The sequence below is a fragment of the Actinoplanes octamycinicus genome, from assembly GCF_014205225.1.
Classification (GTDB): Bacteria; Actinomycetota; Actinomycetes; order Mycobacteriales; family Micromonosporaceae; genus Actinoplanes; species Actinoplanes octamycinicus.
Window position 1 is genome coordinate 4,064,992 of the sequence record NZ_JACHNB010000001.1, and the last position, 25,256, is coordinate 4,090,247.

Here is a 25,256-nt window from a genome sequence, read left to right on the forward strand (position 1 = left end):
GTCGCCCATCCCACACCGCCCGGGCATACGGCCGGCGAACTCGCCGTGACTACGGCCTGTCCTGCCGATCAAGCGGGGCTGCGTCATGGCCCGGGTGGTGGCCGGCGGCCGGGAATTCCCGGGTGGCGGCGCGGTCCACCGCCGTGTCGAGGTCGTCGGCCGGGCCGTCCGGGTCGCCGGTGGCCTGCCGGGCCAGGTGATGGCTCTGGTCGTCGGCGGTGACCGGCAACCCCAGCTCGGCGCGCGCCCGGATCGCCGCCGCGAGCAGCCCGGCGGCCACCGGCGTCTGCCCGGCCAGGGCGAACGACGCCGCGACCCCCTCCACCGCGCGGACCATCCCGATCCGGTCGCCGAGTTCGCGGAAGGCGGCCAGCGCCGACCGGAAGTGGGTCACCGCCCGGTCCGGCCGGCCGGCGGTGAGCTGCAGGATGCCGACACTGACCGCGGTACGGGCCACGCCCCGCTCGTCGGCCGTCCGCCGGTGCCGGGCCAGGCTGTCCAGCAGCAACTCCAGGGCCGCCGGCGGGTCCTCGAACCGGATCGCCATCGCCAGGTTGTGCTGCACCAGCGCGATCAGCTGCTCCGCGCCGGCCGGCCGGATCCGCTCCAGGGCCCGCCGGTAGTGCTCGGCGGCCTCGGTGACCGCCCCCTCGTCGAGTGCGACGTTGCCCAGGTTGTTGAGGCAGCTGCCGGTCGCCAGGTCGTCGCCGAGCGCGGTGTACAAGGTGGTCGCCGTGCTCAGGTGGCGCCGGGCCGGCACCGGGTCGGCCTGGTCGCGGGCCAGGCAGCCGGCCGCCTTGTGCACCTCGGCGCGCACGGCCGGGTCCGGCGACGGCAGCGCCAGCACCTGGTCGATCCGCTGCCGGGCCTCGGTCAGGTCGCCGCGGATCTCCCAGTACCGCCACAGGCCGGCGGCCATCCGGTGCGCGTCGGCGGGCCGGGGCCGGTCGATGGCGTGCCGCAGCGCGGCCCACAGGTTGTTGCGTTCGTCGTCGAGCCGGTGCAGCTCGTCGCCCTGGCCGGCGCCGACCAGCCGGCTCGCCGCCGTGGTGGCCAGGTCGGCGTACCAGGCGGCGTGCCGGTCGGCGGCCGCGGCGCGCTCGTCGCCGGTGAGCGACGCGATCGCGTAGGCGCGCACCGTGTGCAGCATCGTGTAGCGGTCCCCGGACCGGCCCGGGACGACCCGCACCAGTCCGACATCGATCAGCCGGACCAGGGCCTCCTCGGGGGCGAAGACGGAGGCCGCGTCCAGGCAGAACGAGTCGGTGAAGACGCCGAGCCGGCCGAACGCCTTCTGTTCGGCGGGGGAGAGCAGGGCGTGGCTCCACCCGATGGTGGCTTCCAGGGAGCGCTGCCGGTCGGGAGCGTCGGCCGGGCCGTGCGACAGGATCGCCGGACCGGCCCGGACCCGGGTGGCCACCGTGGCCAGGCCCAGGTGCCGGACCCGGGCGGCGGCCAGTTCCAGGGCCAGCGGCAGCCCGTCCAGGTCGCGGCAGAGCCCGGCGACCGTGTCCAGCCCGGCCGGTTCGGGCACCCCGGCGGCGGCCAGCCGGTCCAGGAACAGCCGGCAGGCCGGGTGCCGGGCGGCCTCGGCCGGGTCGGTGCCGGCCGGCGGCACGGCGAGCGGTTCCAGCGGGACCAGCCGTTCGGCGCGCAGGTGCAGCGGGCCGCGGCTGGTGGCCAGCACGGTCAGGTCAGGGCAGCCGGCCAGCAGCCCGGCGACGGCGGGGGCGGCCGGTTGCAGGTGCTCGAAGTTGTCCAGGACCAGGAGCAGGGGGCGCTCGTCGAGGGCGCGGGCCACCGTGGACGGCACCAGGTCCGGCTCGGTGAGGCCGGCGAGCGGGACCACGGCGACCGGGACGCCGGACGCGGCGGCTCGGCGGGCCACCTCGTACGCCAGCCTGGTCTTGCCGACCCCGCCCGGCCCGATCACCGTGATCAGGCGGTGGTCCGGCCGGTTCAGCAGGGCGGCCAGGTCGTCCAGTTCGCGATCACGGCCGGTGATCGGCGTACCGGGAAGCAGTCCGTCGGGAAGCGGCGCCGGTGTCGCGCCGCCGCGCGCGACCAGCAGGAATCGCTCGCGCTCCGGGCCGTCCAGGCGCAGCGCGCCGGCCAGCGAACGGGCGCTGTCCCGGCGCGCTGTGGGGTAGACGCCGCGTTCCAGGTCGCTGACCGTGCGGGCGCTCAGCCCGGCCCGCTCGGCCAGCTCCTCCTGGGTGAGCCGGGCCGAGCGGCGCAGCCCACGGAGCAGCTCACCGAAACTCACAGGAGTGCTCCCGTGGGTGCACCCTCATGGTCCGCACCCCGCCCGGCTGCGAGCGTGGACGCACCGCAGCAACGAGAGGGGACTTCCATGAAACTCCTGATGACCGCGACGATCCTCACCGCCACGGTGCTCACCGGCAGCCCGGCGCAGGCCGCTCCGGCAGCCCTGGCGACCTGGAACGTGACGATCGACGGGACCGCGTCCGGTACCGCGTTCCGGGCCGGCGGGACGGTGACCATGCACCGCACGGTCACCTCGGCCGGCACCACCAACGGGGTCAACCCGCTGGACGTCTGCCTGCGGTCGGGCTTCCCGGCCGGGGCCCCGGCGACCGGCGCGATCTGGCTCGGCAGCACCAGCGCCTGCTTCCCGCTGCGCCGGTCCGACCTGGACATGGCCGGGGTGAGCGTCGCCGGCAGCCGGGTCACCGTGGTCCCGGACGGCCGGCTGCAGGCCACCATGGTGAACAACTGGACGGCGCGCACCTCGGTGACCGGCTGCATCTACTCCCCGACGTCCGGCTCGGCGGTCTATCAGGTGAACGCCGACGGCTCGTTGTCCGGCTCGATCCAGCTCCGCGGTTACGGCGGCGCCTTCTGCGGCTGGAGCACCTACTCGGCCAGTCTGACCGGGCGGCGGGCGGCCTGAGAAGCCCCCGGAAGTCTGACGCGGCCGCGCATCAGCACCGGGTACAGCACGCCGGTGACCAGGATGCCGGCCGGCAGCGACAGGTCGATGCCGGCCAGGGCGCGGGCGACCGGCCCGAGGTAGAGGTCGGTGTCGGCGCAGAGCGCGGCCGCGCCCATCCCGGCGAGCAGCGCGGCCGCGCCGTGCCAGTTGACCCCGGCGGTGTACCAGAACGGCGAGCCGGGCGTCTCGTCGCCGAGCTGCGCGCCGTCGTAGTTGTTGCGGCGCAGCAGGATGTCCGCGACGTAGATCGCCACGCTCGGCCCGACCAGCACGATCGACAGCTGCAGGGCCTGGCTCACGGTGTCCAGGAAGTTCGTCGAGAGGAACAGGGCGTAGAGGGTGACCAGGACGCCGACCGTACCGTCCAGCAGCACCGAGACGGACCGGCGCAGCCGCACCCCGATCGCCTGCAGCGCGAGACCGGAGCTGTACGCCGTCATCGCGTTGTTGGCGATCAGCCCGAGCACCACGGCGAGCAGGAACACCGGGTAGAACCAGGCGGGCAGGATCGCCCGCAGCGTGGTCTGCGGATCGGCCATGTCGATCACGGTGCCGGCCAGCACGCCGAGCCCGGAGATGAGCGTGCTGGGCAGGAACGCGCCCAGGAAGGTCCAGCCGGCCACCGACCGGGCCGGGGTGTCCCGCGGCAGGTAGCGGGCGAAGTCGGCGCTGTTCAGATAGGACAGCGGCCCGGACGCGATGATCGCGATCCCGGCCATCCAGCCGGCCACGAGCGCGCTGCCGGACAGCGGCTCGGCCGGCCGCCAGTCCCAGTCGGTGTGCGCCAGCACGAAGCCGCCGAGGATCGCGAAGGCGCCTGCCAGCACCGCGGAGAACGGCTGGTAGAGCCGGGTGATGGTGGCGTGGCCGTAGACGCTCAGGGCCAGCGTCACCGCGGCGATCACGATCACCAGGACCACCTGGCCGGGCGTGCCCGGCTCCCAGCCCAGCACGCCGGCCAGGGCGAACGCGGCGAGCGAGGCGGCCGCCAGGTTCAGCGCGATGTACGAGACGCAGAGCAGCCACCCGGCGACCGCGATGTTCACCCGGTTCCCGCGCACCCCGAACATGGTCCGGGAGACCACCTCGCTGGGCGTGCCGGACGACGTGCCGCTGACCGCCAGGATGCCGATCAGCACCCAGAACAGGTTGCCGACGACCGTGATCACCAGACCGCTCCGCCAGCTCAGCCCGAGCAGCCCGGTGAGCATCCCGCCGAGGGTGAGCGAGACGTAGTTGACGTTCGGCGCGGCCCAGAGCGCGAACAGCTCACGGGGGCGGCCGTGCCGTTCGGCGTCCGGGACGTACTCGATGCCGCGTTGTTCGATCTGCCCGGCCCGATCGCCCGGCAGCACCTCGGTAGACGTCATGGGACCTCTTTATTGGTCAAGCGCCCAATTGCTTATTGGTCACACACCCAATAGCCTGCGATGCATGACGTCAAGCCCCTCCCCGTCCCGAACCCGGAAAACCGCGACCGACCGGCGGGCCGAGATCGTCCGCGCGGCCGGCACGGTCGCGCTGGCCGAGGGCCTGGAGAGTGTCACGCTCCGCCGGGTCGCCGACGAGCTCGGCGTCCGCCCCGGCCTGATCAGCCACTACTTCCCGGCCGCCGAGGAGCTGGTCGCCACGGCGTTCGGCGCGACCGCCTCGGCCGAGCTGGACGAGCTGCTGCCGGCCTCGGACGCCCCGCCGATGGAGCGCTTCCGGCGGTTCTTCGCAGCGGCCATCGGCGAGATGTTCGACGACGTGAGCCGGCTCTGGCTGAACGCCCGTCACCTGAGCCGGTACCGCCCGGTGCTCTCCGCCGAGGTGAACCGCCAGCAGGACAACTGGCACGGGCGGCTGACCGCGGTGATCGCGGACGGGATCGCCGCCGGCGAGTTCCGGGCCGGGGACGCGGCGGTGGCCGCCACCCGCATCCTGGTCGCGGTGGACGGCGTCAGCACGTACGTCAATGTCGGTCAGATCCCGCCGGAAGCCGCCGCCTTCGCCGTGCTCACCGCCGAGCGTGAGCTCGGCCTGCCCACCGGATCGCTCTAGGAGTCGTGGTGTCCGACCTCGTCCTGCTCAACGGCCGCCTGCTCGACCCGACGACCGGCGATTTCCTCCCGCACGGCTCGCTCGCCGCGCACGGCGGCGACATCGTCGCGGTGGGCGACGAGTCTTCGGTACGGCCATGGATCAGTCCCGCCGCGACCGTCGTCGACCTGCGCGGCGCCGTGATCACTCCCGGTCTGATCGACGGCCACTGCCATCCGGTCTCCGGCGCCGACCTGACCCGCGGCGCCGACCTGTCGGCCTGCGTCGACCTGCCTGGCCTGCGCGCCGAGCTGGACCGGGCCCGTCGCGCCCTGGCCCCCGGCGAGTGGCTGCACGGCTGGGGCCTCGACCCGAACCTCTTCGGCGACCTCCCGATCAGCGCGGACACGGTCGGCCCGGTGCTGGCCGGGGTGCCCGCCGTGCTGCGCCTCTTCGACGCGCACTCCACCCTGGCCAGCCACCGCGCCCTGGAGCTGGCCGGCGTCACCGGGCCGCGCCGCTTCGACGAGGCGGCGGAGATCGTCTGCGACGAGCGCGGCCGCCCGACCGGACTGCTCCTGGAGGAGCCGGCGAGCATGCTGGTCGAGGAGGCGGCGCCGAAGCCGAGCGACGAGCAGTTCCGGGCCCGGGTGGCCGAGGTGCTGCGCGGGATGGCGGCGGCCGGGCTCACCGGCGGGCACATGATGGAGGGCGACCGGGCCGAGCGGGCGGTGCTGCGGGCGCTGGACGAGCGCGGGGAGCTGCCGCTGCGATTGCGGCTGGCGCCCTGGTGCCGGCCCGGGGACGCGGTCGGCGAGCTGATCGCGGCGCAGGGGGACGGCGGAGCGCTGTGGCGGGTGGCCGGCGTGAAGCTGTTCCTGGACGGGACGATCGACAACGGGACGGCGTGGCTGGAGAAGCCGGACTGTCACGGGGAGTCGATGCACCCCTATTGGCCGGATCCGGCTGCCTATACCGCGGCGGTCGTGGCCTTCGACGCGGCCGGGGTGCCGACCGCGACGCACGCGATCGGCGACGCGGCCATCCGCCATGTGCTCCTCTCCCTGGAGAAGTCCCGGACCATCGGGCACCGGATCGAGCACATCGAGACGCTGCCCGACGACCTCGTGCCGCGCTTCGCCGAGCTGGGCGTGACCGCCTCCATGCAGCCCACCCACTGCTGCGAGTTCACCCGGGCCGACCACACCGACAACTGGTCGCGCCGCCTCGGCGAGGAGCGCGCCGCCCGGGCCTGGCGCTGCCGCGACCTATGGGAGGCCGGGGCGACCGTGGTGCTCGGCTCGGACTGGCCGATCGCGCCCTACCCGCCGCTCGGCGTGATGGCCGGCGCCCGGCACCGGCGGCCGGCCCGCGACCTGAGCCAGCCGCCGCACGGGCTGGACCAGGCGCTCACCCCGCTGCAGGCGTTGCGGGGGATGACCGTGAACGCGGGATCGGGGCGGCTGGCGGTCGGGGAGCGGGCCGACCTGACCGTGCTCGCCGACGATCCGCTGCGGGTGTCAGATCTGGACCTCGCCGCGCTGCCGGTCCGGCTGACCGTCACGGCGGGCCGGGTCACGCACCGGGCCGCCGACCTGTGACTGCCGGTCCGCGACTTGGCCGGCCTTGTGGCCGGCCACTTGCCCGGCTTTTGGTCCGGTCGCTTGCCCGGCTCCTGGCCCGGCCCGCCGGTCGTCGCGCCGGTTCGCCAGCAGGCTGGTCGCGGTCACCGTGGCCAGCACCGCGGCGATCACCGCGAGGGACAGCACGGTCGGCACGTCCGGCACCGCGTCCGGCCACACCTTGTGCGCCCAGTGCAGGATCAGTTTCGCCCCGATGAAGGCCAGGATCACCGCGAGCCCGTAGTTCAGGTGCCGCAGCCGGTCCAGCACGTTGCGCAGCACGAAGTACAACGCCCGCAGCCCGAGCAGGGCGAACGCGTTGGTCGCGAAGACCAGGTAGGGATCCTCGGTGACGCCGTAGACAGCCGGTACCGAGTCGACCGCGAAGACGATGTCGGTCATGAAGACCGCCACCACCACCAGGGCCAGCGGGGTCAAGGTCCGACGACCCCGTTCGCGTACGGTCAGCGCCCCGCCGTGATACTCCGCCGTCACCGGCATCCACCGCCGGACCAGCCGCACGCTGCGCATGCTCTCCACGTCGACGGTGTGCTCGTCGCCCCGGACCGCGTCCCGCAGCACCTTGGACGCGGTGGCCAGCAGCACCGCCCCGAAGAGCAGGAACGCCCACGCGCCGGAGTGCAGCACGGCCGCCCCGAGCGCGATGAAGACCGCCCGCAGCACCAGCGCGCCGGCGATCCCGTAGAGCAGCACCCGCTGGGCCAGCGCGGGCGGCACGGCGAACGCGGTGAGCAGCAGCATGAACACGAACAGGTTGTCCACCGACAGGGACTTCTCGACCACGTAACCGGTGAGGAACTCGACGGCCGGGCGTTGGTCGTACGCATGCCAGAGCAGCACGCCGAACGCGGCCGGAAGCGCGAGATAGAACAGCGACCACCCGACCGCCTCGCGCATCCCCACCTCGTGCGGCCGCCGCGTGACGACGAAGTCGGCCACCAGCAGGGCGAGCAGGACGGCGATGGTGATCGCCCACAGGGCGGGCGAGGCGATCGACGGCACGGGGTCCCCCTCGGACAGACGTCAGCGTCCGAGGTCTCTCTCACCCGCCGAGTGCCATTCCCCCGTCAGCGGGCGGACGCGCGGGGACACGATCGCGTGCCCGTGATGACCGCAACGCCCCGGTCGGAGGTACTCCCCTCGCCGCACACAATAGCCGCTGCGGCGGCCGGAAGCGCCTGCCGAACCCCGATGAATACCGGGGCAAGGTCGCCCGCGAGAGGTCCACTGCGGACTAGGGTCGGTCGCATGGGCGAACATTTCGATCTTGTCGTGCTGGGCGCCGGGCCGGGCGGGTACGTGGCCGCCATCCGCGCCGCCCAGCTCGGGCTCTCCACCGCCGTCGTCGAGGAGAAGTACTGGGGCGGTGTCTGCCTCAACGTCGGCTGCATCCCGTCGAAGGCGCTGCTGCGCAACGCCGAGCTGGCGCACATCTTCACCCACGAGGCGAAGACGTTCGGCATCGACGGCACGGTCACCTTCGACTACGGGGCCGCCCACCGGCGCAGCCGGACCGTCGCCGACGGCCGGGTCAAGGGCGTGCACTACCTGATGAAGAAGAACGGGATCACCGAGATCCCGGGGCGCGGCGTCTTCACCGACGCGACCACGCTGCGGGTCGGCGACCGGCAGGTCACCTTCGACCACTGCATCCTGGCCACCGGGGCGAGCACCCGGCTGATCCCGGGCACCACGATCACCGACCGGGTGGTCACCTACGAGGAGCAGATCCTCGACCCGGAGCTGCCGCGCAGCATCATCGTCGTGGGCGCCGGCGCGATCGGCGTCGAGTTCGCGTACGTGCTGCGCAACTACGGCGTCGAGGTGACCATCGTGGAGTTCCTCGACCGGATGCTGCCGCTGGAGGACGAGGACGTCTCCAAGGAGCTGTTCCGGCAGTACCGCAGGCTCGGCGTCGACGTGCGGGTCGGCACCCGGGTGGAGGGCATCGAGGAGCGCGCCGAGTCGGTCCGGGTCACCGTCTCGCGCAACGGCAGGACCGAGGTGCTGGAGGCGGACAAGGTGCTCCAGGCGATCGGCTTCGCGCCCAACACCGAGGGGTACGGGCTGGAGACCACCGGCGTCAAGCTCACCGACCGCGGGGCGGTGGAGATCGACGACCATTGCCGTACGAATGTCCCGGGCTTCTTCGCGATCGGCGACGTCACCGCGAAGCTGATGCTCGCGCACACCGCCGAGGCGATGGGGATCGTGGCGGCCGAGACGATCGCCGGGGCCGAGACGATGCCGCTGGACTACCGGATGATCCCGCGGGCCACCTACTGCCAGCCGCAGGTGGCCAGCTTCGGGTGGACCGAGGCGCAGGCCCGGGAGCAGGGCTTCGACGTCCAGGTGGCGAAGTTCCCGTTCACCGCGAACGGCAAGGCGCACGGCCTCGGCGACGCCACCGGCTTCGTCAAGATCCTCAGCGACGCCCGTCACGGCGAGCTGCTCGGCGCGCACCTGATCGGCCCGGACGTCACCGAGTTGCTGCCCGAGCTGACCCTGGCCCAGCAGTGGGACCTCACGGTCACCGAGGTGGCCCGCAACGTGCACGCCCACCCGACCCTCGGCGAAGCCGTCAAGGAAGCCGTTCACGGCCTGGCCGGCCACATGATCAACTTCTGACCGCCGAGCCGGGCGGGCCCCGGTGGTGGGTGCGCGTCATCCGTCCCGCGATGTAGTCCCTCGGGCGGTCTCCGCCGGAAGTACCACGTCCGTGGTATCCCGCAATGCCTCCCCGCGGATGACGACCACGCGGCGCGTTTCCGGAACGCTGAATCCGTGACCGTGACCGCCCAGCCGGCCCCGCCCGGCGTCCCGCCGACACGCCACGTGCCGCGGCCGGGACGCCGGCGCCCGGCCCGCTCCCCGGCCGGAGCGGACACCGACGCCGACCCCGACCCGGCCCGCGGCAAGGTCTGGCGCTGGCTTCGCTACCTCCCGTTGCTGCTGGTCGCGGCGTTGGCGTTGGGCACGCTCCGCGGCCGCCTCCCGGACCCGGCGGATTTCCTCGGCGCGCTGCGCGCCGCCGACTGGTGGTGGGCACTGCTGGCGGTGGCCGCCGGATCGCTCTCCCAGTTCGCGTACGCCGAGCAGCAACGCCACCTCCTAGCCGCCTTCGACGTCCACGTGCCGTCGTGGCGCGCCCTGGCCATGACCTACGTCCGCTCCGCCTTGAGCATGGCCCTGCCGGCCGGCTCCGCCGCGTCCGCCGCCTACGCCTTCCAGACCTACCGCCGCCACGGCGCCACCCCGGCCATCTCCGCCACCGCCACCCTGCTCTCCGCCGCGGTGACCGTCGCTTCCCTGGTACTCCTCTACTCCGCCACCTGGTCCACCACAGTCACCCTCCTGACCACCGCAGCCCTCACCCTCCTGTGGCTACGCCGCCGCCTCCGCCCCACCGCCCCACGTCCCGCCGGGGCGTCGGGTGCCGCCATCCCGCCGGCCGCGTCGGCCACCCCGGGTGCCGCTGCGGGGTCGGGTGCCGCCATCCCGCTGGCCGCGTCGCCCACCCTCGGTGCCGCCGCGGGGTCGGGTGCCGCCATCCCGCCGGCCGCGTCGCCCACCCTCGGTGCCGCTGCGGGGGCGGGTGCCGCCATCCCGCCGGCCGCGCCGCGCACCCCACGTCCCGCCACCGTGTCGCGTCGCGGCACCCCGCCTGCCGCGCCGGCTGCCCGTTTCGCCGGGCTGGGTCGTCGGATCGTCGCGCCAGCGGTGCGGCTGGTGCGGCGGCCGGCCGTGGCGCAGGCGTTGCGGGACGCCCGAGCGGTGCCCCCGAAGACCTGGATCGTGGTCCTGCTGGCCAGCGTGATCAACTGGCTCCTGGACCTGTGCTGCCTGGTCCTGGCGGCCGCCGCCGTGCACGCCGAGATTCCGTGGCACCGGCTGGCTCTGATCTACTTGGCCGTCCAGGTGGTTCGGCAGATCCCCCTGACCCCGGGCGGCATCGGCCTGATCGAGACCAGCATGCTGGCCGGCTTGATCGCCGCGGGCTGCCCCGAGGTGACCGCCGCCGCCGTAGTCCTGATCTACCGCCTCATCTCGTTCTGGCTGATCCTGCCCACCGGCCTGGCCGCCCATCTGACGCTCCGCCGCCCCACCGGCACGAACGCGCTCCCCACCGCCGGCGGCTGACCCCCAGTCCGACCGCTGGCGCAGGTCACGGGCTCAACTGGCACGCAGGGATGACCTTGCCGGTCGATGCGGTGGCGGCTCGGACCGATCCCGCCACTTGCCAGTCCCCGCCCGCCACTTGCCAGTCCCCGCCCGCCCAGGGGGCCTCCCCGAAGACAGTGTGGCGCGCAGGCCGGATCTTCGGCGTCGTGGCTGTGGACAACGCGCTGATGTGGATAACCCGGCTGGCCTCGCGTGGAGCTGGAGGCAGGGGTGGACGGGCACTCGGGACTTGGCGGCGGCGGGGCCGCTGGGCGTACCGAAAGTGGGGTTGGCCGTGGGAAAGCGAGGTCAGGCCCGGTCGAAGTGCTGAACCACGGCGCCGAGGCCGAGCGCGAGGGCCGGGCCGGGAAGGCGGGAGTCGGGCCCGTAGCGGCGGCCCGGGTTCTTGCGGTCGACCAGGTCTTCCCAGAGGGCCGCGACCGGATCGCGGACGGCCGGACGGGCGGCGGGATCGCCGGCCGGTGGCAATCTGCCGGGGTCGTGGAACGGCGGGTGGTTGGCGCGGTCGCCGGTCGGTGGCAGCCTGCCGGGGTCGTGGAACGGCGGGTGGTTGGCGGGATCGCCGGTCGGTGGCAGTCTGCCGGGGTCGTGGAACGGCGGGCGGTCGCCGGTCGGTGGCAGGCTGCCGGGGTCGTGGCACGGCGGGTGGGTGGCCGGATCGGCGGAGCCGCTGCCGGAGCCGGGAAAGGGCGGAGCAGAGGGCGGCCCGGCGGAAGGTGGCGGGGGAGACGAGGGTGGGGGTGGGTAGGTGGTCGGGAGCGGCAGCGGCCTGGGGGCGAGGCGGTGGCCGGCCGCTTCCAGGAGGCGGGCCAGGTCGTTCTGCTGGCGCAGCTGCTGCTGTTCGAAGATCTTGCTCCACTGCATCAGGGAGATGGAGCCTTCGAGTGAGTCCGGCACCGTCTCGTCCAGCATCGGCAGGGGGCGGGCGGCAGCCCAGGCGGCCAACTGCGCGCCGGTGACCGTGTCCGGGTCGCCGTCCTGGCTGCGGGCCAGGGCGTAGGACAGCAGGGCGGTGGTCTCGACCAGCAGGTGCTGCACCGGAACCAGGCCGGGCGGGTCGAGCCACCAGTGGTCCGCCTCCAGCAGGTCGGCGGTGTGCCGGGTCGCCACCCGCCACCAGCCCTCGTCGCCGGCGGCCAGGGCATCGGTGTACGACCACAGGAAGGTCACCCTTCCGTGCCTACCAGCGCGATTAGTCACGAGTCAATCACGCTATCGCGTGGCGGCGATCGCCTCGATCGAGATCAGCAGGCCGTGCGGGAGGGCGACGTTCGCCGGGGCGGAGCGGGCCGGCGGCGGGTCCGGCATGTGCCGCCCCAGCACCTCGTTGATCACCGGGAAGTCCTCGACGTGTGCGTAGAAGATGGTCAGTTTGACCAGCTGGTCCAGCGCGGAATCGGCCGCTTCCAGGACGGCCGCGAGGTTGCGCAGGGCCTGCTCGGTCTGCGCCTCGATGCCGGACACCGGTTTGCCGGTCGCCGGGTCGATTCCGGGCATCCCGGAACAGAAGACGAATCCATTGGCGACGATTGCTTGGCTGTACGGTCCGAGCGCCCGTGGTGCGCGCTCACTCGACACGGCGACTCTTCCCATGCCCGCAGAGTGTGGCGCATCCAGCATCGACAAGCTTTCAGCTAGCCGACAGTGGAGGCGGGCGGGCGGCGGCTTCCGAAGATCCCGGAAAACCCCTTTCCCGGTACGCTCTCCGCCCCGTCCGTGACCGTCCCGCGAGGCTCGCGGCTCTTTCGGGGATTGCGGCGAAGGTAGCGTTTGCCCTGGTCAGCGTGGCTAGGCTGAGAAAATGCAGATTATCAGGCATAAAACGGTCAAAGCTGCGTTCGGGCTCCCACTGGCGATCGCCCTCTCCGCGGGACTGGGCCTGGCGGCGGGGGCTGCGCGACCGGCGAGCGCCGGGACGGTGGCGCCCGGCAGCCGGACCGGCACCGCGCCCGCGGCCGGCTGGAACGTCGCGATCGCTCAGCTGATGGCGGACGCCGCGGCGCCGGCACTGATCACCAGCGCGGCGCTGCCCGCCGAGCTGGCCGGCGCGACGCTGCTGCCCGGGGCGTCACCGCTGCCGGCGGCCGCGGCGGACGGCAAGCCGGACCCGGCTCGGCTCAAGGCCGCGCTGCTGGTGCAGACCGACCTGCCGCACGGGTACGCGCCGATGCCGGACGCGTTGAAGGCCTTCGCCGACACCGGCTCCACGATCGGGGCGTGCGACAAGGCGGCCGAGCCGCCCGCGGACAAGCCGGGCACGCCCGCCGCCAAGCCGGGCACGCCCGCGGGGAAGCCGGGCACGCCCGCCGGACCCGGGATCGCGCAGCCGGTGGCTCCGGATCGGCCGGTCGCGCCCGGTGAGCCGACCGGGCCGGGCCTGCCGGTCCAGCCCAGCCTGCGGGTCGCCGCGTCGCCGACCGGCGGCCCGAAGCCGGTCAGCGACACCGTGCGGACCGCCTTCATGAAGGGTGAGACCGGTCCGATCCTGATCGAGGCGCTCAACCCGGCCGGTGACCGGGCCGCCCGCGACATCGTCGCCCAGGTCGCCGACACGCCGCGCCGCTGCCCCGCCTACGACGAGGGCAAGCCCGGCTCGCCGGACGCGCTGCACATGGCCACCCATCCGCTCACGGTGCCGCGGCTCGGCAGCAAGGCGGCGGGCATCCGCTTCGAGGTCGTGATGACCAGCCCCCGGGTCACCGTGCACGGCAAGATGATCGCGGTCGCCGTCCGGGGCGTCGCGCTGACCGTTCTGCTGGCCAATCTGGAGGAGCCGGACCAGCACGAACTCGAGGCGATCACGCGCGCCGCCGTACGGAAACTCAAGAATCAGAAATAGCCGCGGACCGCGAGCGGACGGCGGCGTCAGAGTGACGCCGCCAATTTCTGCAGGGCCTCCTTCGCGCCGGAGGTGAGCGGCTCGCCGTGACCCGGCAGGATCGCCTTGATGTCGAGGCCGGCCAGTTTCTTGACCGACGCGACCGCGGCCGCCTCGTCCGCGGTGAACTGCGGATCGGACCCTTGCAGACCATTCTGGGTACGCAGCGCGTCACCGGCGATCAGCGTCCCGGTCGAGGTGTCCAGGATCGAGATGTGCCCGGCGGTGTGGCCCGGCGTGTTGACGATCCGCAGTCCGAAGACGTCGTCGCCCTCGTTGAGCGGCTTGATGTCGGCGTCCGAGACGATGTTCCCGGCGTCCCCCGCGCCGGCGTAGAACGTGCCCTTGACCTTGGGTACCAGGTCGTCCACGCCGCCCGCGTGATCCTGGTGGTAGTGCGTGATCAGCACGTGCTTCACCGAACCCCAGTCGGTGCCGGCCGCCTGCAGCCCGGTGTGGATCGACTCGCCGGAGCCGGGCGTGCCGGTGTCGACCACCGCCGCCTCCTTGCCGCGGACCAGCACATAGGCCGAGACGAATCCGAGGGTGATGCGTTTCCAGCCGGTGGCGGCGGCGCTTTCCGCGGCGCTCGCGGCGGTGGCCGGCGCGTTCCCGGTCGGCGCCGCGTCCGAGGGCGTCGACGAGGAGGAACAGCCGGTGATCGTGTTGTAGACGGCAAGACCGAGCACCCCGGCCCCGCTGGCGACGAAGAGACGACGGTTGATCCGATAAGCGGTCATGCCTCCTGCTTAGCGCAGTCGACCGGCAACGCGCAGCTATGCTTCGGCATTTACCTCTGCCTATAGTGCTGACATGCCGGTCCAGCGCCTGGTGGGGCACCTGCGCGAGCTGGGATTCTCTCCGTACGAGGCACGCTGTTACGCCGGGCTGCTCGGCGCCGGCGCGCAGACCGGGTACGCCGTCGCCAAGCTGACCGGCGTCCCGCAGCCCAAGGTGTACGAGACCCTGCGCCGCCTGGTCGCCCGCGGCGCCGCCGAGCAGATCCCCGGCCCGCCGACCCGGTTCGCCGCGGTCGACCCGAAGCTGCTCCTGGACCGGATGGCCGGCGCCCACGCCGCCTCGATCGCCGGCGCCCGGGCGGCGGCCGCCGAGGTGGAACGGTCCACCTAAGATCGACAACCGTGTCTGTGAGTCTGCTGGCCGGTGCCGCCGTCGTTCTGCTCCTCGTCTACCTGGCCATCTTCGTGGCCCTGCACCTGCGAGGCACCGGCTACAGCCCGGTCCGCAACGCGGTCAGCGACTACGGCGTCGGCCGGACCGCCACCCAGTTCCGGGTCGCGATCGTCGCGAACAGCCTGGGCATCCTGGCCCTGACCGGGGCGCTGGCCGCCGGCTTCGGCCGCGACCCGTTCCGCACCGCCGACTACGTGATCCTGCTGCTGATCCCGGTGACCCGGCTGGCCATGGCGTTCTTCCCGACCGACGTCCCGGGACAGCCGGTCACCGTGACCGGCCGGATCCACCTGCTGCTGGCGATCGCGTCGTTCACCTTCGTCTACCTGTCGGTGGCCGACCTGACCCCGCACCTGAGCGACCTCACCGCCACCTCCACCGCCTCCGTGCTGCTCGCCCTGAGGTGGCTCGCCGCGGCCGGCCTGGCCGGTGTCGTGGTGACGATGGTGGTGCCGGCCCTGCGCCGCTTCTTCGGCCTCGCCGAGCGCTTGTTCCTGATCAGCACCAACCTGTGGTTCTTCCTGGTCGCCCTGGTCCTCGCGGTCCGCTGACTAGAGGTTGTTCGGGCTGAAGTGCATGTAGTCCTTCAGGGAGTGCCAGCGGCCGCCCCAGGCGAAGCCGTTGGTGGTGAAGGCCAGCTCGGCGCCGTTGTCGTGGATCATGCCGGTGCGGTAGGGGGCCCGGGGGATCCACGGCTCGCTGTGCGGCGGGTCCAGGTAGTCACCGCGGATCATCGGGTTCTGCCGCGGGTTGACGTCGATGGCCAGGCCGTAGGCGTGCTGCGACCACTTCGTCGTGCCGGCCACGGTGCGGCACTCGTAGCCGCTGGTCAGCACGGTGCGGTCGGGGAAGTCCGGTGCCGGGGCCATCGCCATGACCGGGAAGCGCCAGGCGTACAGGAGCGCGAACGCCCGCTGGGTGGCCGGGACGATCGAGCGGTGCACGATCAGGTTGCCGTCGCGGACCACGCCGTCGAAGTCCAGGTACTTCACCCAGACGCGGCGTAGCTCGGCGGGCGGGACCGGGCACTGCTTGCGCGGGTCGCCGTTCGCCTCGGTGGCGGTGACCGGCTCGGCCCGGGTGCGCCAGGCGGGCCGAGCCTGGTAGGGCGCGGAGAGGCGGAGCGCGCCGTCCGGGCGCAGCACCTCGTCCGGGGCCAGGCCGTTCCAGCGGCGCAGGTCGGCGACGTCCAGACCGTAGTGGCCGGCGATCGCGGAGAGGGTGTCGCCGGGACGCACGATGTGCCCGGGCGGCAGCGTGACCGGGGCCGGGGCGAGAGCCGGGGAGGGCAGCAGCAGGAGGCCCGCGAGCAGGTGTTTCAGCACGACGACCAGGGTCCGGCGGCGAGTGCCGGTCGCGCAGCCGAACACCGCGGTTCGACTCGGAAGGGGGGTGCTTACCGCGTACCCGAATGTGGTCTTGCGGGAAAAGGTGGGACAGCAGCGGGCGGGAACGTTCAGATTCCCGAGTATCCGGTCGATCAGCAGGAGTGCAGACGGATACGGAATGAGTGCGTTCGGTGACGGATATCCCCCAGGTGCACACCAGTGGCCCGCGTGCCGCTGAGCTGACCGGCCTCCAGGTGGTCGACGAGCTCGGCCGTGGTGCGTTCACCATGGTGCACCAGGTGCGGCGCGGCGGCCGTGAGTACGCGCTGAAGCGCCCGCTCGCCGACGCCGGCGAGCCCGCCGAGATCCAGAGCGCGTTCCAGCGTGAGGCCGCCCTGCTGGCCTGCATCGACGACCCGGGCGTGGTCGGCGTGCACGCGGTCGGCGAAGTCGACGGGGTGCCCGGCCTGGTGCTCGAACACCTGTCCGGCGGCGCCCTCTCCGACCTGCTGGTCCAAGGCGTGCTGAGCCAGGAGCGGACCGTCGAGCTGGCCGCCCAGCTGGCCCGCGGGCTGGCCGCCGCGCACCGGGTCGGCCTGGTGCACCGGGACATCAAGCCGGACAACATCATGATCGCCAAGGACGGCCGGGCCAAGCTGATCGACTTCGGGCTGGCCCAGCTCGGCCGGGACATCACCGCCGAGGAGGCGGACCAGGCGGTCGGCACCTTCCTCTACACCTCGCCGGAGCAGTCCGGGATGCTGCGCCGCCCGGTCGACGGCCGCTCCGACCTGTACTCGCTCGGCGTGGTGCTCTACGAGTGCCTGACCGGCCAGCTGCCGTTCGAGGCCGACGACGTCGGCGAGCTGCTCCGGCTGCACCTGGCCGCCCCGGTCCCGGACGTCCGGGAGAAACGCCCGGAGGTCGACCCGGAGCTGGCCGCCGTGGTGCAGCGGCTGCTCGCCAAGGACCCGGACGACCGCTACCCGGACCCGGCCGCCCTGCTCAGCGCGCTGCGCCGGTGCCCGGGCGGCGCGGCCGCCGAGGAACCGGCCGCCGGTCGCTGGCCGATGTGCGGCCGGGACGCCGAGGCGGACCGGCTGGCCCGCCGCTGGGAACGCGCCCGGGCCGGCCTGGGCGGCGTGGTGGCGATCCACGGCGCGCCCGGCTCCGGCCGGACCCGGCTCGCCGAGCACGCCGCCGGACTGGCCGCCGCGGACGGCTGCCCGGTGCTGTGGGGCACCTGCCGCCCGGACGAGGCGGTCCCGCTCGCCGTGCTGCGCGAGGCCGTGCAGGGCTCGATGGGCCGGGTCCACCGGCTGCCCGCCGAGGCCCGCGAGGTCGCCGAGAAGAACATCATCGAGGCCGCCACCACGGCCGGCGTCGCCCAGGTGATCAAGCTGTTCGGTGACCTCGGCCTGCTCACCGCGGCCGGCCCGGTCGTCGGCGGTGACGAGCACGTCTTCACGGCCGGCGCGGCCTTCCTCGGCGACCTGGCCCGGCGCGCCGACGGCATGATCCTGGTGATCGACGACGCGCACCTGCTGGACGCGGCGACCCGGCAGCTGCTCGCCGCGCTCGCCCCGGACCTGCCGCACCTGCCGCTGCTGGTGCTGTTCACCGACACCGGCGAGGAGCCGGCCGTGGACCTGGGCGTGCCCGGCACCCTGGAGCTGACCTGCACCCCGCTGCCGCCGCCGGTGGTGGCCGAGGTGGTCGCCTCCCGGCTGCCCGGCGCCGAGGTGCCGGCCGAGCTGGCCCGGCACGTCACGGTCCGCACCGACGGCACCCCGCTCGCGGTGGTCACCTACCTGATGCGGCTGCTCGACGCCGGCCTGCTCGGCCCGCTCTGGGGCACCTGGCGGCTGGACGCGGCCGGGGCCGACGCGCTGCCGTCCACGGCCGGGGTCCGCGACCTGCTCGCCGCCCGCCTGGCCGGCCTGCCCGAACCGGTCCTCGACCGGCTCACCACCGCCGCGGTGGCCGGCGTGCGGTTCCGCCCGGAGGGGCTGCCGGACGGCGACACCGAGGACACCCTGGAGGCGCTGCGAACCGGTCTGGAACGGCACGTCCTCGAGGTCCGTCCGGGCGGCTGGTACGCCTTCGTCCACCCCCAGCTCCGCGACAACCTGCTGGAGCGGCTCCCCGCCGACCGGCTCAGCCACTGTCACGCCGCGCTGGCCGCCGTCCTCGACCGGCTGCCCCCGGAGCTGCGGGACGAGGGGCACGCGTACACCGTCGCCCGGCACTACCAGCGGGCCGGTGACGCCGCCCCGGAGGCCGACCGGCGCCGCAGCGTGGCCGTCGCCGGGCTGCAGGCGCTGGCCGACCAGGCGCCGGTCGACGCGATCGGCTATCTCACCGACGCGGTCGACGGCGACCCGGCGCCCGGCACCCCGCTGCTGCACGCGCTCGCCCAGGCCTACCTGAAGGCGGGCCGGGTCGCCCAGGCGGACGCGGTCCTCGACCAGGCGCTGGCCGCCGAGACCGACCGGGTGCAGCGCGCCCGGCTCTACACCACCCGGATCGAGCTGCACCACACCGTCTGGGACGACACCCAGGCGCTCGAGGCGACCCGGCAGGCGCTGGCCGAGCTGGGCCGGCCGCTGCCCGCCAACGGGCTGCTGCTGATCCTCTCGACGCTGGCGTACGCGTTCGCCGGTGGCGTCGTCCGGCGTACCCGGCTCGGCTTCGGCACGGCCGCCGGCCAGCGGCGGGAGGCGCTCGCGGTGCTGACCGCGGCGCTGGACGCCGGAGGCTACGCCGCCGTGGTCGGTCTCCGCCTGCGCGAGGGCATCGTGCTGGCGATGCGCGCGCTGTGGGCGGTGAACCGGCTCGGCCCCAGCCGCGAGTACGCCCACGTGTACGCGCTGATCGGTTACGTCACCTCGGTGATCAGGCTGCACAGCGTCGGGACCAGGTGCCTGCGCCGCGCCAGCCGGGTGGCCACCGAGCTGGGTGACCCGGCGCTGGTCGCCTACGTCGAGTGGATCCACGGCTGCGCGATGCTGTTCGGCGGCTACGACGACGGCTCCACCTGGGAAAAGACCATCACCAAGAACGCCCGCTGGTACGAGCCGGCGCAGACCCTGCCCGGGCACGCCTCGCAGGGGCTGCGGCTGCTGCTGCGCGGCTACACCGGCGAGGCCGAGCGGGAGTACGAGCGGGGCCTGCGCGCGCTGGCCGACCCGGCGCAGGCGATGGGCACCTCGCTCGGCATGCTGGGCGTCATGGTGCCGGCCTACCAGGGCCGGACCGGCGAGGCCGCGGCCGCCCTGCAGAAGATGCGGGAGGCCTACCCGGCCGGCGCCGGCACCCGGGTGCAGCGGGCCAACATCCTCACCGCGGCCGCCTGCGCGCTGCTCGAACAGGGCGAGATCGGCGAGCCGTTCGACGAGGTGATGACCGAGTTCCGGGACCTCGGGCTGCGCCGCGGCGACCTGATGGCCCAGCACAAGTGGATCTTCGTGTTCCACGCGCACGCCAAGCTGATCCGGATGCGCTTCGCCACCGACGAGGAGCGGCCGGCCCGGCGGGCCGACGCCGTCGCGGCGATCCGGGAACTCGGCCGGGCCGGCGGCACGCCGCTGACCCGGCTGGCCCACACCATGCTGCAGGCCTCGCTGAGCCAGATCAGCGGCGAGCACGAGCGCAGCATCAAGCTGGCCGACGAGGCGGAGAAGCGGGCCCGGGCGCTGGACGCCCCGCTGGCCCTCTACGAGCTGCACCGGATCCGGGCCCGGGCGATGCGTGCCCTGGGCCAGGTCCACGAGTCCGAGCGGCAGGCCCGGTCCGCCCTCATGCTGACCGCGTTCTACGGCTGGGAGCCGCGCCGGCGGCAGACCCGGACCGAGTTCGGCGTGGACGAGGGGGCGAGCACGCATCGGCGTACCGTCGCCGACCGCCGCGGCGGCGGCACCGGCACCACCGGCCGCAACCGCCGCCTGGAAGCCCTGCAGCAGGTCAGCACGGCCGCCGCCACGGTGCTCGACCCGCGGCAGCTGGCCCAGGTCACGCTCGACGAGACGCTGCGCATCCTGGGCGCCGAACGGGCGCTGTTCTTCCTGCTCGACGAGGCGGGCGAGCCGGTCCGGTTCGCCGGCCGGGACGCCGAGGGCGAGCTCACCGACACCACCGGGTACGGCACCACCCTGGTCCGCCGGGTGGCCGAGACCGGTGAGGCGGTGGTGGTCACCGGCACCGAGCAGGGCGCCGCGCTCGGCTCGCGCAGCGCGGTGCAGCACGGGCTGCGCAGCATCCTGGTCGCCCCGGTGCAGTTCAAGGGCCGCCTGATCGGCGTGGTCTACCTGGACAGCCGGCTCGCCCGGGGGATCTTCACCGACGACGACGTCGAGGTGCTCACCGCGGTCAGCAGCCACGTCGCGGTCTCCCTGGAGACCGCCCGGGCCGCCCAGCTGCACCTGGCCGTGCAGGCCGCCCAGCAGCAGCAGGCGCTCGCCGAGATGCTGCGGGCCAGCCTGGCCGAGCTGACCGGCATCCTGGAACCGGACCGGCTGCTGCGCCGGCTCAGCGGCACCCTGCAGACCTCGCTCGGCGCCGTCACCGGCTGCCTGGTCAGCCCGGACGGCGAGGTGCTGGAGCCGGCCGAGGTGGCCGGCACCCGGCTCACCGCGGAGGAGACCGCGCTGCTCGGCGGCCTGACCGAGCCGGCTCTGCTGGACCCGGCCGGCACCGGCGCGCTGCGCGAGCGGCTGCTGGCCGCGCAGCCGGTGGCGCTCGCCGTGCCGCTGGACGGCCGGGACGGGCGGGCCGGGGTGGCGCTGCTCGGCGGCGACGCGCTGGACGACACCAGCCGGCAGGTGGCGGCGGCGTTGTCCTCGCAGGGGATGACCGCGTACGACAACGCCCGCCTGTTCACCCGGGTCCAGGAGCTGGCCACCACCGACGAGCTGACCGGGCAGCACAACCGCCGGCACTTCTACGCCGTGGCCGGGGCGCTGGTGCAGGCGGCGGCGCGCAACGGCCGCCCGCTGGCCGCCGCGATGCTGGACATCGACAAGTTCAAGAGCGTGAACGACACGTACGGGCACGGCGTCGGCGACGAGGTGATCCGTACCGTGGCCCGGCGGATCCGGGCCGTCCTGCGGGTCTCCGACGTGCTCGGCCGGTACGGTGGCGAGGAGTTCGCGATCGTGCTGCCGGACCACGACGGCGAGGCGATCGCGCTGGCCGAGCGGGTCCGGATGGCGGTCGGCGGCGAGCCCGTCAATACTCAGGCCGGGCCGCTTCCTATCACCATCAGCATCGGCCTGACCCGACTGGGTGACGGGGATGGCGCCCTGGACGACCTGCTGGCACGCGCGGATCACGCCCTTTACCGGGCAAAGGAAGCGGGCCGCAACCGGGTGATGGCTGACTGAACCGAAGATGCGCAGGTGAGGGGGGTCGCGGGGCATAGACGGGAACCCTTATCATCTGTGCGCCTTCCTTGATCACGAGGTGTGCCGTTGCGAACCTTCTCCGTGCCAGAGCGGATCGGTGGCTTCGGCGTGCTCGCGGCCGGAGCCGCCGCGGTGTGGCCTGCTGTCACGACCAGCAGCGGGCTGGGTCTGCCCTGCCCGTTGCGGACGCTGATCGGCGTGCCGTGCCCGGGCTGCGGTTTGACCACCGCGGCCGTCGCGCTCGTGCGCGGCGACGTCGCGGCGGCCTTCCACGCGAACCCCGTGATCTTCGGTCTGGCGGCTCTTGCGGTCGCCGTCGGCCCGCTCGTGGCGTTCCGCGCCGCGGGTGTGCTGGCCCCACCGAGGCCGTGGTCGTCCGCCGGGCGGCGACGGATGGGATGGTCGGCCGGACTGCTGGCGACGGCGAGCTGGCTCTTCCAACTGCACCGGCTCGGCGTGAGCTGGGCCTGATAAAAGGACTTCTGACATGTCATACCCTCCCCCCAACGACCCCTACGGTCAGGGCCAGCAGCAGCCTTACGGCCAGGGTGAGCAGCCGCAGTACGGGCAGCCGCAGCAGCCTTACGGCCAGCCGCAGCAGCCGCAGTACGGCCAGCCGCAGCAGCCGTACGGCCAGCCCGCCCCGGGTTACGGCCAGCCGGCCTACGGCGCGCCCGCCCCGGGCTACGGCGCGCCCGGCTACGGCGCCGGCGTGCCGGTCAGCTACGCGAACTGGATCCAGCGGGTCGGTTCCTACATCATCGACGGCCTGGTCACCGTCCCGTTCAGCATCCTGGCCGTGACCATCGGCCGGGGCACCGACGAGTACGGCTTCCCGACCGTCAACGCCGCGTACTACATCTTCCTCCTGCTCGGCATCGCCGTTTCCGGTTACAACCGGTGGTACCTGGCCGGCACCACCGGCCAGAGCTGGGGCAAGAAGGCGCTCGGCCAGAAGCTGGTGGACCAGAACACCGGTCAGACCATCGGTGCCGGCAAGGCGTTCCTGCGTGACCTCGCGCACATCGTCGACGCCATCATCTGCTACATCGGCTTCCTGTGGCCGCTGTGGGACGAGAAGCGGCAGACCCTGTCCGACAAGATCTGCAGCACCGTCGTCATCCGCTGATCCCACTCCGCGGTTGATCTCGAGCCCCGCCGGCGTCCGCGCCGGCGGGGCTTTCCCGTTCCCGCGCTTCCCGTTCCCGCGCTTCCCGTTCCCGCGCTTCCCGGCCTCGCGGCTTCCCTGTTCCCACGCTTCCCGGTTTCGGGCTTTCCCGTTCTCGCGCTTCGCGGCCTCGCGGCTTTCCGTTCCCCGCGCTTGCCGGCCTCGCGGCGGTAGGTTGACCGGATGCGCGACTTGTTGCGGCCGGTCGTGGTCGCGCCGATGGCCGGCGGTCCGTCCACCCCGGAGCTGGTCGTCGCCGCCGCCCGAGCCGGCGCGCTCGGCTTCCTGGCCGCCGGATACAAGACCCCGGAGGCGGTCGAGGCCGAGGTCCGCGCGGTGCGAGGCAGCAATTTTCGGTACGGTTTGAACCTGTTCGTCCCGTCACCCCCGCCTGCGGCGCCGCAGGCCATCGAGCGCTACCGGGCGGCGCTGCGTCCCGAGGCCGAGCGCTACGGGGTGGAGCTCCCGCCGGTGCGGCTGACCGACGACGACCACTTCGCCGCCAAGCTGGAGATCGCCGTCGAGCACCGGGTGCCGGTGGTCAGCTTCACCTTCGGCGTGCCGCCGGCGGACGCGGTCCGGGCGTTGCGGGCGGCCGGCTCCGCGGTGCTGATCACCGTGACGACAGCGGACGAGGCCCGGCAGGCCCTGGCCGCCGATCCGGACGGCCTGATCGCCCAGGGCGGCGACGCGGGCGGTCACTCGTCGACGTTCCGCCCGGCGACCTACCGGGGTGACCGCACCGCGCGGGAGGTGCTGGCCGAGGTCCGCTCGGTCACCGGCCTGCCGGTGGTCGCGGCCGGCGGGGGAGACGTGCCCGGCCTGCTGGCGGCGGGCGCCGCGGCGGTCCAGTGCGGCACCGCGTTCCTGCTCGCCGACGAGGCCGGGACCCGGCCGGCGCAGCGTGCCGCGATGCTCTCCGGCGACTACCCGGAGACCGTGGTGACCCGGGCCTTCACCGGCCAGCCGGCGCGTGCGCTGCGGAACCGCTTCGTCGCGGCGTACTCGCCGATCGCCCCGCTCGGCTACCCCGCCGTCCACCACCTCACCGCCCCGATCCGCGCGGCGGCCGCCCGCCTGAGTGACCCGGAGGCCCTGAACCTCTGGGCCGGCACCGGTCACGCCTCGGTCCACCCCGCCCCGGTCGCCGCCCTGCTCGATCGGCTGCGGGCCTGACTGATTTGTTGCTCCGGCGCGGTTCACAATGACATACATTAACGATAGTTAATACTTAACAAATTGTTCTTCGCGAGGTGCGATATCTGCGTGTCGCCCGGGTGTAGATTCTGTTTCGGGTTGATGAGCCGACCGGGTGAAGAACCATCCGGCGGCGGTCACTTCCGCGTCGCGGGAGATCCTCGCGGCGATTCAGAAAAGGATTCTTGAAATGCGTAGTGCTCTGCTCGCAGGCATCATCCCGGCCGTGCTCGTCCCCGGGGTGGCGCAGGCGGCGCCGTGCCCGACGACCGACGTGCTCGGCACCTACCAGTTCGGCCGGGCCGCCGCGATCGGCGCGGCCGGCGAGGCCGCCGGCGTCTGGTCGTCCCCGGCGATCCGCTCCGGCATCGCGGGCGACGACCTGGTGATCACCTACACCCCACGCCACACCGCCTCCGCCGTCGAGCGCCAGGTCTACACCGCCTTGTACACCGAGGTCGCCCACCCCGACGCCGAGTGCGACCGAGTCGGCGCCGACGGCGTCGCCAAGCACGTCTGGGTCTCCTACCGCTGCCGCACCGGCGTAGCCCCCAACTACACCCTCCTGGTCCGCTGACCCTTAGCCCCGGCCCACCCCAGACCTCTTGGCCCGATCCACCGCTGACCCCTTCGCCCCCGCCCACCCCACCGCTGACCTCTTGGCCCCGGCCCGCCGCTGACCCCTTAGCCCCGGTCCACCGGCCGCTGACCCCTTAGCCCCGGTCCACCGGCCGCTGACCTCTTGGCCCCGGTCCACCCGCCGCCTGACAATTGGTCCACCCCGCCCCGGCCCTCTGAGCCTCGCCAGCGGGAAAGGCAGCCGCCCTTTGTCCGCTCCCGGCGCGCTGACCGTCTCACAGTCCGCCGCCCGTTGTCCGGTTCCGGCGCGCTGACCGCCCGACAACCCGCCGCCCCTTGTCCACTCCCAGCGCGCTGACCGTCTCGCAGTCCGCCGGCCCTTGTCCGGTGCCAGCGCGCTGGTCGCCCCACAACCCGCCGCTCTACCGTCCGCTGCCGACGCGCTGACCGCTCGCAAGCCGCTGAGTCGCACTCGCCGCGGCCAGTCCCGCCGCCGCGACGACGGTGCGCCACCGCCACGGCCAGCCCCGCCGCTCGCCACACAATGGTGACGCAGGCACCATTTCGCCGATCCTGATTCGGCGAACAGCAATTCTGGACCTTCCTGGGGGGAGCCCGGTTTCCGCCGTTGTGAGAGCGGCGGCGGAAACCGGGCCATAATCCTTTTCCCGCCCGTGATGAGCCTTCCGCGCCGCCGCGCCCCGAAA

The 25,256-nt window shown here is 73.5% G+C and carries 19 protein-coding genes and 1 pseudogene; 13 read left to right on the forward strand and 7 right to left on the reverse strand.

The annotated features are described in order from the left end of the window. Positions 1-49 precede the first annotated feature (49 nt). Entirely contained in the window at positions 50-2,266 is a 2,217-nt protein-coding gene (locus BJY16_RS48445) for an ATP-binding protein (protein WP_185040609.1), read from the reverse strand. Between the two features lie 87 nt (positions 2,267-2,353). On the opposite strand from BJY16_RS48445, the gene BJY16_RS18250 reads away from it, so the two are divergent. Continuing rightward, complete coding sequence (locus tag BJY16_RS18250; protein WP_185040610.1) at positions 2,354-2,914, forward strand: hypothetical protein; 561 nt, start codon at positions 2,354-2,356, stop codon at positions 2,912-2,914. Here BJY16_RS18250 and BJY16_RS18255 read toward each other — a convergent pair. Beyond that, on the reverse strand, positions 2,878-4,326 hold the full coding sequence (locus BJY16_RS18255; RefSeq protein ID WP_185040611.1) for a purine-cytosine permease family protein: 1,449 nt from the start codon (positions 4,324-4,326) through the stop codon (positions 2,878-2,880). The genes BJY16_RS18250 and BJY16_RS18255 overlap by 37 nt on opposite strands. 64 nt (positions 4,327-4,390) lie before the next feature. Between BJY16_RS18255 and BJY16_RS18260 the strand changes: the two genes are divergently transcribed. Both BJY16_RS18260 and BJY16_RS18265 read left to right on the forward strand, forming a co-directional pair. Further along, a complete protein-coding gene (locus BJY16_RS18260) occupies positions 4,391-4,999 on the forward strand; it encodes a TetR family transcriptional regulator C-terminal domain-containing protein (RefSeq protein ID WP_185040612.1) in 609 nt (202 codons plus the stop codon). Between the two features lie 8 nt (positions 5,000-5,007). Beyond that, the gene (locus tag BJY16_RS18265) at positions 5,008-6,579 is read left to right on the forward strand and encodes an amidohydrolase (RefSeq protein WP_203759058.1); all 1,572 of its coding nucleotides are present in this window, start codon (positions 5,008-5,010) and stop codon (positions 6,577-6,579) included. Between the two features lie 75 nt (positions 6,580-6,654). On the opposite strand, the pseudogene BJY16_RS18270 reads toward BJY16_RS18265, so the two are convergent. Then, positions 6,655-7,623 (reverse strand): annotated as a pseudogene (locus BJY16_RS18270) (TerC/Alx family metal homeostasis membrane protein); the annotation flags it as partial. A gap of 246 nt (positions 7,624-7,869) precedes the next feature. On the opposite strand from BJY16_RS18270, the gene lpdA reads away from it, so the two are divergent. Both lpdA and BJY16_RS18280 read left to right on the forward strand, forming a co-directional pair. Beyond that, positions 7,870-9,249, forward strand: coding sequence for a dihydrolipoyl dehydrogenase (lpdA, locus tag BJY16_RS18275; RefSeq protein WP_185040614.1), 1,380 nt, complete (start codon positions 7,870-7,872; stop codon positions 9,247-9,249). Positions 9,250-9,405: 156 nt separating this feature from the next. Next, positions 9,406-10,761 carry a lysylphosphatidylglycerol synthase transmembrane domain-containing protein gene (locus BJY16_RS18280; protein ID WP_185040615.1) on the forward strand — a complete coding sequence of 452 codons (1,356 nt, stop codon included), beginning with the start codon at positions 9,406-9,408 and terminating at the stop codon, positions 10,759-10,761. 330 nt (positions 10,762-11,091) lie between these two features. Here BJY16_RS18280 and BJY16_RS18285 read toward each other — a convergent pair whose 3' ends face one another. Together BJY16_RS18285 and BJY16_RS18290 are read right to left on the reverse strand one after the other, a co-directional pair. Then, complete coding sequence (locus BJY16_RS18285) at positions 11,092-11,973, reverse strand: hypothetical protein (RefSeq protein ID WP_185040616.1); 882 nt, start codon at positions 11,971-11,973, stop codon at positions 11,092-11,094. A 42-nt stretch (positions 11,974-12,015) separates the two neighbouring features. Continuing rightward, the gene (locus tag BJY16_RS18290; RefSeq protein WP_307835782.1) at positions 12,016-12,423 is read right to left on the reverse strand and encodes a Rid family detoxifying hydrolase; all 408 of its coding nucleotides are present in this window, start codon (positions 12,421-12,423) and stop codon (positions 12,016-12,018) included. Positions 12,424-12,604: 181 nt separating this feature from the next. Between BJY16_RS18290 and BJY16_RS18295 the strand changes: the two genes are divergently transcribed. Next, positions 12,605-13,642 (forward strand): hypothetical protein, encoded by a 1,038-nt coding sequence (locus BJY16_RS18295; RefSeq protein WP_185040618.1) that lies wholly within the window; start codon positions 12,605-12,607, stop codon positions 13,640-13,642. A 26-nt stretch (positions 13,643-13,668) separates the two neighbouring features. Here the strand turns inward: BJY16_RS18295 and BJY16_RS18300 are convergent, their stop codons facing one another. After that, entirely contained in the window at positions 13,669-14,421 is a 753-nt protein-coding gene (locus tag BJY16_RS18300) for an MBL fold metallo-hydrolase (RefSeq protein ID WP_185040619.1), read from the reverse strand. A gap of 73 nt (positions 14,422-14,494) precedes the next feature. On the opposite strand from BJY16_RS18300, the gene BJY16_RS18305 reads away from it, so the two are divergent. Both BJY16_RS18305 and BJY16_RS18310 read left to right on the forward strand, forming a co-directional pair. Continuing rightward, positions 14,495-14,812, forward strand: coding sequence for a TrmB family transcriptional regulator (locus BJY16_RS18305; RefSeq protein ID WP_185040620.1), 318 nt, complete (start codon positions 14,495-14,497; stop codon positions 14,810-14,812). A gap of 11 nt (positions 14,813-14,823) precedes the next feature. Further along, positions 14,824-15,426: a DUF998 domain-containing protein gene (locus BJY16_RS18310; RefSeq protein ID WP_185040621.1), complete on the forward strand. Its 603-nt coding sequence runs from the start codon at positions 14,824-14,826 to the stop codon at positions 15,424-15,426. Here the strand turns inward: BJY16_RS18310 and BJY16_RS18315 are convergent, their stop codons facing one another. After that, entirely contained in the window at positions 15,427-16,200 is a 774-nt protein-coding gene (locus tag BJY16_RS18315; protein WP_185040622.1) for a M15 family metallopeptidase, read from the reverse strand. A gap of 194 nt (positions 16,201-16,394) precedes the next feature. Between BJY16_RS18315 and BJY16_RS18320 the strand changes: the two genes are divergently transcribed. From BJY16_RS18320 to BJY16_RS18340, 5 genes are all read left to right on the forward strand, one after another. Then, positions 16,395-21,584: a diguanylate cyclase gene (locus BJY16_RS18320; protein ID WP_185040623.1), complete on the forward strand. Its 5,190-nt coding sequence runs from the start codon at positions 16,395-16,397 to the stop codon at positions 21,582-21,584. Between the two features lie 81 nt (positions 21,585-21,665). Then, positions 21,666-22,076, forward strand: coding sequence for a DUF2752 domain-containing protein (locus tag BJY16_RS18325; RefSeq protein ID WP_239177540.1), 411 nt, complete (start codon positions 21,666-21,668; stop codon positions 22,074-22,076). A 16-nt stretch (positions 22,077-22,092) separates the two neighbouring features. After that, a complete protein-coding gene (locus tag BJY16_RS18330; RefSeq protein ID WP_185040625.1) occupies positions 22,093-22,734 on the forward strand; it encodes an RDD family protein in 642 nt (213 codons plus the stop codon). 222 nt (positions 22,735-22,956) lie between these two features. Continuing rightward, complete coding sequence (locus BJY16_RS18335; RefSeq protein ID WP_185040626.1) at positions 22,957-23,949, forward strand: nitronate monooxygenase; 993 nt, start codon at positions 22,957-22,959, stop codon at positions 23,947-23,949. A gap of 211 nt (positions 23,950-24,160) precedes the next feature. Next, complete coding sequence (locus tag BJY16_RS18340) at positions 24,161-24,547, forward strand: hypothetical protein (RefSeq protein ID WP_221501995.1); 387 nt, start codon at positions 24,161-24,163, stop codon at positions 24,545-24,547. The last annotated feature ends 709 nt before the right edge of the window (positions 24,548-25,256 follow it).